The sequence below is a fragment of the Heliorestis acidaminivorans genome (assembly GCF_008933955.1).
Lineage (GTDB): Bacteria > Bacillota > Desulfitobacteriia > Heliobacteriales > Heliobacteriaceae > Heliorestis > Heliorestis acidaminivorans.
Genome location: NZ_WBXO01000016.1, coordinates 1 through 11942 on the forward strand (window position 1 = coordinate 1; position 11942 = coordinate 11942).

Below are 11942 nucleotides of genomic sequence, written 5' to 3' on the forward strand. Positions count from 1 at the left end.
GAGTTCGAGGGGCCCAAAACCCTCATCTCTTATGGAGCATGAAACAACTACTTAGATGTTTCGTCGTGACACACGAATGCAATTGACCTTTTTTATCTTTGAAACAAGAAGAGAGGCAAATAAAACTGCGTCCTCCACGGGAAAGATATCCAGCTAGAACAAAGTCGAGTTGTCCGCCCGAACCACTGATGTTACGTGTACCTGATGATTCGGAGCAAACTTGGCCAAAGAGATCAATTTCTACAGCATTATTGATGGTAACTAGGTTGTCAATGGAGGCGGCTACAGAAGCGGAGTTGGTATAGTCTACAGGGTAGTTAGCACAGAAAGGATTGTCATCGAGGAAGTCATACAGTTTCTTCGTTCCTAAGGTAAAGGTATAGGCAATGCGCCCTTTGTCGATGTTTTTGCGGCGACCGTTCATGACGCCTGATAAAAACATGTCGACAAAGCTTTCACTGATCATTTCGGTATGTCCACCTAGATCTTTTAAGTCTGACTGGGCAATCATATTACCTAAAGCGTTAGGCATACCACCAATGCCAAGTTGAATGCAGTCACCATCGCGCATTTCGGCCATGACTTTTTGAGCAATTGCTTGATCGACTTCACTAATCTGGGCAGGATGTAGTTCTGTAAGGGGAAGGTTATCGCCTTCGATAATATAATCTACCTCGTCGATGTGGATGCCGTGACCATAGCCACCGTGTGCGCGGGGAATCTGTTCATTCACTTCTACGATGATTTTTTTGGCTCTTGCAATGACGGCGTAGTGATGACTAGCACTGCCTCCAAAGTTAAAAAAGCCATATTTATCCATCGGTGCCACTTGAACAATAAAAATATCAGTCGGTGTATTTTCTAGAACGTATCGTGGCAATTCTGAAAATTTCATGGGATTGTAGAAGACTGGACCACTGTCGCTCAGTCGTCGATCAAGCCCGCTGTAGTGCCAAGAGTTAAAAGTAAAAACTTCACCTTCTGGATCTGCTTTGACCACTTCTGGTGGGTAGACCGATACGCCGACGCGAATATCAACGTCAGATAGTTCAGCTTTTCTTTGGGCCAGTGCGGCATCGAAAGCTCTAGGCGCTGTGGTACAAAAGCCATACTCTAACCAATCTCCTGAGTTAACCATCTTGGCGGCTCTTTCTGCTGTAATTACTTTGGCGTGATATCTTTCTTGCAGAGTCATTGCTTTGTTTCCCCCTTGTTATCATTTTTGTATTTTGTTGCTAGGGGCTTCTTTCTTTTTACGCGTACATTTTACTTTACCAATCCAACAAAGGCAATGATCTTGATCATACTTCTTTTCACAATCCTCTTACACCACCCTAGTCAGTAAAAATGCTATGTTAGCTAGAAATTATGCCTCTAGGTAAAATAAAAGAGGGCATCGTTTCCAATGCCCTCTTACCCTTAAAATTTATACAGTTGTAGTGATGATTCTGCGCCGACGACGAGCACAGCGAACAGTCAAGACGTCACCTGGTCTTAGAGTAACGGAAAGAACACGACGACGATTCATTTTCTTCCCCCCTTTATTTGAGCTACTTTATCTATATGCTCCGAGGAAAAATATGGTAATGTTTTGTCGTCATTTTTTTACTTTATTTTTTAGAAATGTTTGTACATTTCTTTTTTTGTACTGCAGATTGGACATTGTTCGGGAAGATCATCGACTACAGTATGTCCACAAACCAGACAGATGTGTACAGGTTGTAAATAGATAGGATAGCGCCTTGTTAGTTTTTTTGTAAAAATTTTATGTGAAAAAGGGCAAAAAAAACGTCTCCATGGTCTAACTAATGGCCTGGCAGACGTTTTAATTATTTGCAGTTATCTAACCTTTTTTTCTGAAATTTAATGCGAATATCGCTCTGTCCTCTTTGCCTCTGTGGTTTGCTTTGTCTTTCTTCTAAGCAGGCAAATAAGATATGCCATCTAAAGGTATGAGCACTTGTAATCCTGGTCTTCCATCGGCAAAACCAACAGCGTAAATAGTGTAGAATCGATCGGGACGTAAGGTAATGTTGGGAACTTGTAAGACTACATTTTCTGTTCCTGCCAATCTTAATTGAAAGTTATAAGTTCTAGGAGCCAGTTCAATGTAATCTGTTGACTCTGTGTAATCTACGCCGCGAAAAAGTCTTGTACCATCGGCTAAGGTTAAATCGACGGAAGGGGCATCAGGGGAAAGATGAGCAAATCGTAAATATAAGCGCCCTGCTCTCATTGGTTGGCGTAGTTCTCGAAAGGGTTGGATCTGAATATCAGCTAGTGTACCGATGATTGCTTCTGTTGTTACTGATTCTGGTAGTAAGGTGAGAACGGTATCGATGACTGGATTTATTGTTCGTCCTGTTGGAAAAACTCGAATACGGTAACGTCCAGGAGGTGCGGGCAGGTATTGGGTGAATCCTTGATATCTTAAGTTCCGAGCAATTCGTACACCGTTGGCATAAATATCTACACCTGGCGCATCAGGAGAGGCATGGAGGATGCGCATATAGGCTATTCTGGGATTCACGAAAATCACGCCTTTCTGGTCTTCTTCCCATTTTTATCCATATGTGAAAAGTATATTTTTGGTGCTTATAGCGCAAAAAAACTGCTGACCTTGCAATAAAGTCAGCAGTTCTTTGTGTACTTAATTGTCTATTTTGTTAGTCATTCGCTGGTGGATAATTCTAGCTACATGGACACCACTTGCACTAGCTTGTGATAAGCCTCGAGTAACACCAGCACCGTCTCCAATGGCAAACATGTTGGGTATTTCTGTTTCTAATTCTTTGGTTAGCTTAAGTCGGGAGCTATAAAATTTTACTTCAACGCCATAAAGGAGTGTGTCATCGTTAGCCATGCCTGGTGCTATTTTATCAAGGGCGTAAATCATTTCAATAATGTTATCTAGGTGACGCTTCGGTAGCACCAAGCTAAGATCACCTGGTGTAGCTTTTAAGGTAGGTCTTGTGAAGCTTTGATCTAAACGGTGCTCGTTCGTTCTTCTTCCTTTGATTAAGTCGCCAAAGCGCTGAACGAGGACGCCACCACCTAGCAAGTTGGAGAAGGAAGCGATTCTTTTTCCATACTGGTGTGGTTCATTAAAAGGCTCGGTGAATCGATTGCTCACCAGCAGGGCAAAGTTTGTATTTTTACTGTGTTTGCTTTCATCACGATAGCTATGACCATTGACGGTAATAATGCCGTCAGTGTTTTCTGCTACTACATAGCCTTTAGGGTTCATGCAGAAAGTACGGACCAGATCGCCGTATTGCTTCGTGCGATAGACTAGTTTTGCTTCGTATACGTCGTCTGTAACGTGTTCAAATATCTCGGCAGGAATCTCAATTCTTACGCCTACGTCGACTTGGTTATTATATAAGGAAAGACCCAGTTCTTTGCATTGTTTGGCAAACCATTCTGAGCCGGCTCGACCAGGGGCGGCAACTACGTAGTCCGCTTCTATGGTTCTTCTTTCTCCCTTTTCTTCTATTAAAAGAGTAAAGCCTTCTGCTTGTGGTTCAATCTTTGCTACACGATTGTTGAAGCAGAGCTTAATGTGTTTTTCTAGGTGCTTATATAGGTCTTTTAGGATGCGTAGGTTATTCTCTGTGCCAAGATGTCGTACTTTTGCTTGTAGTAAGTGGATATCTTGGGAGAGTGCTTTTTTGCCTAAGTCGCTGTTTTCTGTGGTAAAATATTCGGTCGGTGCTCCAAGTTCTAGGTTTATATTATCAACATAGCTAATCAGTTCCATTACTTCTTGATCGGAAAGGTATTCTTGAAGCCAACCTCCGAATTCAGTTGTAAAGTTGTATTTGCCGTCAGAAAAAGCTCCGGCGCCGCCAAAGCCTCGCATGATATCGCAAGGTTTACAGCCAATGCAGTGGTCTACTTTTTTCTCTGCTATAGGACAGCTACGATGATAGATATCATGACCTTCTTCAAAAAGAATGATATCTAGGTTATGGTTGTGTTTGATCAGTTCATAAGCTGTAAAGATGGCTGATGGTCCGCCGCCGATGATTGCGATATGGTAATTATTTTTCAAAGCGAGCTCCCCTCAATATAAGAACTGTAAAAATTATGGTTGTAAAAAAAAAGAATTAGACCGATTGGTATTATACTGCATAAAGGCTTAAATGTATATTAGTTTTTTTTGACTCTGTTGAGCTTATTGGTTTTTATCTTCTCCGCTAGTGCTTTTATTTTTTCTTCAATTTTAGCAATGATAATTCTAAATTCTTCGTCACTCTTATCGGATGGATCTTCTAAGCCCCAGTCTTCTTCATGTTTGCTTGGGAGAAAGGGGCAGATGACATTACAACCCATTTTAATAACGATATCGACATTTGGAATGTCTGTTAACAGCTTAGGACGTTGAGTTGCTTCCATATCAATTAAGTATATAACCTTGATCAGTCTAACGGCATCTTGGTTAATCTGTGCTTTCATTTCCGTACCAGCAGAATAACTTTCGAATACATCACTTGCAAAGTGCTTGCCTAAGGCCTCGGCCATTTGACTTCGGCAGGAATTGTGAACGCATATAAAGGCTACTTTAGGTTTACTGTTGTTCATCATGAATCCTCCCAAAAATTACAATAAGCAGATATTTAAGATTTTGACTGCTTTTTCAATCCAGAATTTTTCTGCCACGGCTCGACTTTGTAGCAAGGGATCTTTCGTGGCGTTTTTTTGCCAGCTTTGATTAATAACGCACCAGGTCTGAAAGAACCTGGTGTAAACTTGGACCTATCTGCTCTAATGTTTGGCGATTCAATTGATAATAGGTCCATTTACCCTGTTTGCGTAGTACTACAAGATTAGCTTCAGCTAAAACCTTTAGATGATGAGATATGGTAGATTGACGAAGCGGAAAAATATCGGTCAATTCACAATTGCAAATTTCTCCTTTTTCGATTCTTTGCAATATCTTGATGCGACTTTCATCAGCAAGAGCTCGCAGTAAGCGAAGTAATTCTTTTTCATCCATATCAAGCCCTCTCTCCAGCCCAATTGGATTCTCCGTCTTTGTTAAAGTACTTATTTTTCATTTTCAAGGCCACGTTAACCAAGATAATTAGAACAGGTACTTCAATAAGTGGTCCTATAACGGCGGCAAATGCAATGCCGGAATCAATGCCGAAAACTGCAATGGCAACAGCAATGGCAAGCTCAAAGTTGTTACTAGCAGCTGTAAAAGATAAACTTGTTGTCTGACTGTAGTTGACACCAGCTCGCAGGCTGATAAAGAAAGAAACGAAGAACATGATCACAAAGTAAATTAAGAGAGGTATACCAATTTTAACAACATCCAATGGCAGTTGAACAATGTAACCACCTTTGTAAGAGAACATAATAACGATGGTAAAGAGCAATGCAATCAGTGCTAGCGGGCTTATAGTGGGCAGAAATTTTTTCTCGTACCACTCTGTACCTTTGGCTGGTTCAAGGATATAACGACTAAAGAAACCAGCGGCAAAAGGAATGCCTAGGTAGATGAGTACACTTTGGGCTACGTCACCCATGCTAATATTGATGGCCATGCCCTCAAAGCCAAGCCATCCTGGAAGTACGGTGATGAAGACATAAGCATAGGCAGAGTAGAAAAGAATCTGGAAGATTGAGTTGAAAGCAACTAGTGCGGCGGCGTACTCTGTATCTCCTTTGGCAAGAGCATTCCAGATGATAACCATAGCGATACAACGAGCGATGCCGATGAGAATGAGACCAATCATATATTCAGGATGGTTGTGTAGAAAAATGATGGCGAGAGCAAACATCAAGACAGGACCGATGATCCAGTTTTGTAAAAGGGAGAGACCTAAAACCTTACGGTTTCTGAAGACACCACCTATCTTTTTGTAATTAACTTTGGCTAGAGGTGGGTACATCATCACGATCAAGCCAATAGCTATAGGGATGGAAATGGTAGTCCCTTCAATCGTTAGGCTATCTAAAAATGCTGGTAGCCCAGGCAAAAAGTTTCCTGCGGCAACACCGATAGCCATAGCTAGAAAAATCCATAAGGTCAGATAGCGGTCTAATAAAGAAAGGCCAGACGAAGCATTTTGTGCTGACAAATTGAATCCTCCTTTTTTTCATATCGATGATCATCGATGATTTTATGCTAACAATATTTTTTTTATACGTCAACCTCTTTTTTGTTCAAAAAAACCGCCTCATCATAGTGATGAAGCGGTTGAACTGCTGAGCTTTAAGGTAAAACCGTTTTGTATTTATTTAGTAATTCTTCAAAAGCGTCGGCTGGTACAGGTCGGCTAAATAAGTAGCCTTGAATTTGGTGACATCCGAAAAATTCTAGTAGTTTTAGTTGTTCGTATGTTTCTACCCCTTCGGCAACAACAATTAAATCCATTGTATTGGCAATTCCAATTATGGCATCTACTAATTTGGCGTCCTTCACGTTAGAGGCAATTTGGTCTATGAATGTTTTATCAATTTTGAGAGTGTCAATAGGAAAGTGGTTCAAGTAGGCCAAAGAAGAGTATCCTGTACCAAAATCATCCATGGCAATATGAATACCAAATGATTTTAACTGTTCTAATGTCTTCATAGTATTTTCAGTGTGATCTAGTAAACTACTTTCAGTTATCTCTATTTCTAACCATTGAGGGTCTAGCTCTGTATCCTGTAAGATCTGTTGTACTTTTTCTACTATGTTTTCTTGGCGAAATTCATAAGGCGACAAGTTAACAGCCATTCTGATTGGCTCAAAGCCAGCATCTTGCCAGGCTTTATTTTGGGCACAGGCTGAACGCAACATCCACTGTCCTAATGGATAGATTAGTCCTGATTCTTCGGCGATGGGGATAAATTTTGCAGGTGAAATCCAGCCAAGTTCGGGATGATTCCAGCGCACTAGTGCTTCTATGCCTACGATGCGACGACATTCCATATCTGATTTTGGCTGATAGGCCAGTGAGAGTCCTTCTTGTTCTATGGCTTGTTGTAGTTCTTTTTCAATGTACCGTCTTTCTCGCGTTTCTTCATGCATGGTAGCGGAGTAAAATTGAAATCTATTTCGACCTGATCGCTTAGCTTGATACATAGCTGTATCAGCGGCTCGTAAGAGCGATTCTATGTCTTCTCCATCGTTAGGATACATACTGATGCCAATACTTGATGAGATGTTAAAGATATGTTCGTGCACTTGAAAAGGCTTATTCAATTCTTCTTGGATTAATAAGGCAATAATGCCTGCATCACTTTCTGATTCAGTCCCCGCAATTATTACGGTGAATTCATCTCCTCCGATTCGAGCAAATAAGTCTATAGATTGAAGTTTTGAGGCTAAACGTTTTGATACGGCTTTTAGCAATTTATCTCCCGCACTATGGCCTAGGCTGTCATTAATTTCTTTGAACTGATCGAGGTCGATAAATAGCACAGCCATGCGCTCGTTATTTCGCTTACATTCTTCTAGCAATTCTTCTAATCGCTCTTGAAAGCGCCGTCGATTAGGTAGCTCTGTTAAAGCATCGTGGTAGGCTTGATGTAGCATTGCCTGACTATACTCATTTAGCTTACGCAGATTATTCTGAAGAGCTATAGTCATTTCGTTAAAGCCTTTGGAGAGTTTCCCTATTTCATCTGCTGATCTTACTGGCAAAGGCTTTACATCAGCTAGTTGGCCTCGCTCTACTTTTTCGACTGCTTCAAGCACTTTTTGTAGTGGTCTGGTGACGATGCGGTTTAGTACAAGGCCCAGCAGAAAGGCTGAAATTAATGACACGATTACTATCAAGGCTGTAATCGTTAAGGATAGATCTGATAATTTTTTTCCATCCTGGTAATGAGATTCAGCTAGGTTTTGACTATATTCAACCATGGATATGTATATGTTCTCTGCATTTCTTGTGTGGATGAGGGCATTACGTAGTTCGTAAATTTGTCTCTGACTGAGGCCAGTACCTGATAATTCTGAAGATACTTTTTGCAAGGCATCGTTGAAAAGATTCATCTCTTTTTGAATCTCTGTTAGCCATATTTTCTCTTCTTTGTCTAATGAAAATTTCTGATATTCCTCAAGCATTTTTTCTTTTTCATCTAAAAGTTCTTGTATCTTGGTTATTTGACTGCTAAATGAAGTTTCTTTGTTGTTTTCCGTAAGGACTTTGATGGTACTCGCTTCTATTTCCTTGTTGTAGTGTTTGCTTGTAAAAAGTACTTGCATGGGTAGCAAGCGTTCTTCATACATTGCTTTCATGCTAGCTGTTATATGGAGATTAGTTTGAAATCCTGTATTACCTACTAATGCTAGTATGAATGCAAAAAATAAAAGTAAGCCCTGTAGTTTGTGGGCCATTTTGATATTCTGAAACCACTTCATATATTCCTCCAAAATAAAATCCTGTGCTGTCGGTCTTTACATTTCTTGTTATCTAGGATAATACTTCGAACTATGGATTGGCAAGTTAATCCTTAAAATTCATTGATAAGTGACATTATCTTTTCTTTTTAAGTTAATAACAACAATACTCTTGTGGGAGATTTTCTTGAAGTAATGATAGTATCGGGCTCTGAAGGTGAATTGCCAATTTGAATAGTATCGTTATAGTAAGGAAAAACCTCTTGAACTAACTTTATGTTTAGATCAAGAGGTTTTTTAGCCTTTTTGCTAAGAATTTAGTCATGTAATTTCGATGCAACTGATTTACCTATTTCTTTTTTATCTTGACAGCACAGCTTTTCAGTTCTGGTGTTTTGGAGGAAGGATCGAGGGCGTCATTAGTTAAGATGTTCGAAGGAGTCTCTGCATAATGGAAGGTCAAGAAGACAACTCCTTGGGGCATTTTATCGCTACAGCGAATCTTTGCTTCAATCTCACCTCGCCTCGATTCTACTATAACAATTTCTCCGTCTATCATACTCAAATCGGATACGGTGTTAGGGTGAACTAATATGTTTTCTTCTGGCTGTAATAACTCTAGTTTGGACTTTCTGCTCATTGTTCCTGTGTGGTATTGATGAAGAGTTCTTCCTGTCGTTAATAACAGGGGGTAGTCTTCGCAGGGCTCTTCTGCTGCTGTTTTGGTAAACTCTACAGGATGAAACTTTCCTTTTCCACGAACAAATTTTTCAGTATGTAGAATAGGAGTTTCTGTACCAGGGTAATTCCAGTGAACTAGTCCTGCTTCGATTTGGTCATAAGTGGCTTCTCGGTAAAGGGGACTGCACTGAGTGATCTCTTTCATAATGTCTTCTGATGTACTGTAAGACCACTTTTGTCCAAAGCGCTTTGCCAAGTCAATGAATATCAGCCAGTCAGCCTTTGCTTCTCCTGGCGGGGATACAGCAGTGCGAACTCGTTGGATTTTTCGTTCTGTGTTGGTAAATGTACCGTCCTTTTCAGCAAAGGAGGCGGCGGGTAGTACTACATCAGCTTGCTCTGCTGTTTCTGTTAAGAAGATATCTTGCACGACGAGAAAATCTATTTTGTCAAAGCCTTCTTGAACATGCTTTCCATTCGGTTCTGATAAGGAAGGATTTTCTCCTACTATATACATTGCTTTGATTTGTCCATTATAGACAGCATGGGTTATTTCATTAAGTGTCATACCAGGTTTTTCTGGCAATGAGGTTTCCCAAAAGCTTTCAAAAAACTTTCTGTTTTCTTCATTAATAGGACGATAGGAAGGATAGACATTAGGCAAGGCTCCCATATCGCAAGCTCCTTGAACGTTGTTCTGTCCTCGCAAGGGAGCTACGCCTGCACCTCTTTTTCCAATATTACCTGTTAGCATGGCCAGGTTGGCAATAGCTAGTACGCCACCTGTGCCGTGGATATGTTGCGTGATACCCATGGCATAAAGAATCATCATCTTTTTGGCTTGTCCTATGACTCTGGCCATAGCGATAATGTCTTCGGATGCGATGCCTGTAATATCTGCTACATATTCAGGAGTGTATTGCTCAATTGACTTTACCCAGGTCTCAAATTCTTCTGTACGATTGTCGACAAATTCTTTGTCCCATAAATCTTCTTTATAGATGACATGAGCTATTCCATTGAGTAGAGCTATGTCTGTTCCTGAATTTTGTCTCACAAAAACGTCAGCATATCGGGATAGCTCAATTTTTCTTGGATCGGCAACTAGTAATTTAACACCTTTTTGTACTGCTTCTTTTATTCTGTAGCCAATAACTGGATGCGCTTCTGTCGGGTTAGCTCCAATAACAAAGATAACGTCAGACTCTAAGATTTCATTAATGGTGTTAGTCATAGCTCCACTGCCAAAACTAGCTTGCAAACCTACAACTGAAGCGGCGTGGCATAAACGAGCACAATGATCGATATGATTTGTTTTTAGAATAGAACGCATAAATTTCTGAAAGAGATAGTTTTCTTCATTGGTGATTTTCGCAGATGAAAGACCGGCAATTGCATCTGATCCATGACGCTCTAAAGCTTCACTGAACTTCTCCTGAATCAAATCAAGTGCTTCGTCCCAAGTTGCTTCGGTAAGCTCTCCATTTTTCCTGATTAGTGGATGGGTTAACCGCTTTTCTGAATGAATATATTCCCACCCGAATTGCCCTTTAGCACATAAGTGTCCTTTATTAGAACTGGATTTATCGAAAAATACACCAACAACCTGCTCGCCTGTAACTTTAAGTTGCAATTGACAGCCAACGCCACAGTAAGAGCAAGTTGTTTTGACTAACCTCTCTATTTTCTTGTTAGCAGAAGATTGCTCTTGAAGGGCATTAGTAGGGCAAACATTGATGCACATTCCACAGAACGTACAGTTGTCTTTATGTTCTGGTTCAGAAAAAAGGTGCTTAATCTCTCTTCCACTAGGACCTTGAAGAAGCTCGTACATTCCCGCTCCATTTACTTCAGAACATACCTTTACGCATCTGCCACACTTGATGCATAAAGAATAATCGCGAAAGAAAAAGGGGTTGTCGATATCTATATGAGGATTTTTTTTGAAAAACATAAGTTGCTCCATAAAAATTACCCCTTCTTCCCTTGATAGTTAGTAAAGAAAAAAAATTTTTTGTCGATCATTGTAATTCTACTTTAAAAGAGGTTAGAGTTCAATTAGTACTTATTCAGAAAAAAACAAGCTCGAAAGCTTGCTAGTAAGTACTATGAGTTGCATAATCTACATTTATACCCTATATACAAAATATGCATTATATTTATGATCGATTTTCCACTATAATCAAACTATAGACACAAGCAAGGCGATATTGACCAAACCTTTTACAAGGCGTCAGATTGCCTTTTCAAATGCCCTATTTGTGAAAAACTTAATTAATCAGCTACTTGGAGCTATTTAGGAAAGGCTGGATACGTATGCGCGAATTTTGGAAGAGATTATTTCAAAGAAAACCCTCGGTCCTTAGGGATCTATTGCCGGAAAAGTTTTATGACTATATTGAGCAAAGCCATGTTCATCTTGGCTACGAAGCAGTTCTCCTACGCCTTCCTAACGGTCATCTCATCCAGATTAGTTACCGCTTGGCATCGCCCAGTCACTCTCCATTTACGGTCACCTTGGGCAATTGGAAATACAAGAAGTTCCCCAAACCAACTACTTGTGCTCTTGAGTCACATTTTGATGATACATTAGAGCTCTCCGCATTAGAATGTGTGGCCTTTCTACACCAGATAGAAGCACTGCCCTGTAAGGATAGTGGTGCTAATTACATTCCTGCAGAGATGCTGAAAGGCAACGGATTCGAGAAACTTGCGAAGATTTCCTAACAAACAGTATTTAGCGAAAGCCAACCATAAAAGTACCTCTATTGTTTAGACGGTGCTTCTATGGTTTTTTTATTGCCGTAAAAACAAAACTATCCATAGAAGGCTGTATGGCCAAGAGTCCCTATCTCCTACAGCATGCTTACAATCCTGTGGACTGGTACCAATGGGGCGAAGAAGCTTTTGAAAAAGCGAAAAA

11 protein-coding genes are annotated in these 11942 nt (G+C 40.3%); 2 read left to right on the forward strand and 9 right to left on the reverse strand.

Features of this window, described 5'->3' with window-relative positions; all coding sequences use genetic code 11:
• Positions 1-22 precede the first annotated feature (22 nt).
• From F9B85_RS13535 to fdhF, 9 genes are all read right to left on the reverse strand, one after another.
• Positions 23-1195, reverse strand: a complete 1173-nt coding sequence (locus F9B85_RS13535; protein ID WP_151621759.1) for an acetyl-CoA hydrolase/transferase C-terminal domain-containing protein — start codon at positions 1193-1195, stop codon at positions 23-25.
• A 422-nt stretch (positions 1196-1617) separates the two neighbouring features.
• Positions 1618-1839 carry a rubredoxin-like domain-containing protein gene (locus F9B85_RS14990; protein ID WP_341474394.1) on the reverse strand — a complete coding sequence of 74 codons (222 nt, stop codon included), beginning with the start codon at positions 1837-1839 and terminating at the stop codon, positions 1618-1620.
• A 79-nt stretch (positions 1840-1918) separates the two neighbouring features.
• On the reverse strand, positions 1919-2530 hold the full coding sequence (locus F9B85_RS13540) for a DUF4397 domain-containing protein (protein ID WP_243138238.1): 612 nt from the start codon (positions 2528-2530) through the stop codon (positions 1919-1921).
• Between the two features lie 120 nt (positions 2531-2650).
• A complete protein-coding gene (locus tag F9B85_RS13545; protein WP_151621760.1) occupies positions 2651-4054 on the reverse strand; it encodes an NAD(P)/FAD-dependent oxidoreductase in 1404 nt (467 codons plus the stop codon).
• A 98-nt stretch (positions 4055-4152) separates the two neighbouring features.
• On the reverse strand, positions 4153-4584 hold the full coding sequence (locus F9B85_RS13550; protein ID WP_151621761.1) for an arsenate reductase/protein-tyrosine-phosphatase family protein: 432 nt from the start codon (positions 4582-4584) through the stop codon (positions 4153-4155).
• 130 nt (positions 4585-4714) lie between these two features.
• On the reverse strand, positions 4715-4999 hold the full coding sequence (locus F9B85_RS13555; RefSeq protein ID WP_151621762.1) for an ArsR/SmtB family transcription factor: 285 nt from the start codon (positions 4997-4999) through the stop codon (positions 4715-4717).
• Position 5000: 1 nt separating this feature from the next.
• Positions 5001-6089 carry an ACR3 family arsenite efflux transporter gene (gene arsB / locus F9B85_RS13560; protein WP_151621763.1) on the reverse strand — a complete coding sequence of 363 codons (1089 nt, stop codon included), beginning with the start codon at positions 6087-6089 and terminating at the stop codon, positions 5001-5003.
• A 134-nt stretch (positions 6090-6223) separates the two neighbouring features.
• Positions 6224-8359 (reverse strand): EAL domain-containing protein, encoded by a 2136-nt coding sequence (locus tag F9B85_RS13565; RefSeq protein ID WP_151621764.1) that lies wholly within the window; start codon positions 8357-8359, stop codon positions 6224-6226.
• A 328-nt stretch (positions 8360-8687) separates the two neighbouring features.
• The gene (fdhF, locus tag F9B85_RS13570) at positions 8688-10985 is read right to left on the reverse strand and encodes a formate dehydrogenase subunit alpha (RefSeq protein WP_151621765.1); all 2298 of its coding nucleotides are present in this window, start codon (positions 10983-10985) and stop codon (positions 8688-8690) included.
• A 350-nt stretch (positions 10986-11335) separates the two neighbouring features.
• On the opposite strand from fdhF, the gene F9B85_RS13575 reads away from it, so the two are divergent.
• Positions 11336-11746 (forward strand): hypothetical protein, encoded by a 411-nt coding sequence (locus F9B85_RS13575; RefSeq protein ID WP_151621766.1) that lies wholly within the window; start codon positions 11336-11338, stop codon positions 11744-11746.
• A 107-nt stretch (positions 11747-11853) separates the two neighbouring features.
• The coding region (locus F9B85_RS13580; RefSeq protein WP_151621768.1) for a DUF255 domain-containing protein at positions 11854-11942 on the forward strand (89 nt) is incomplete at its 3' end.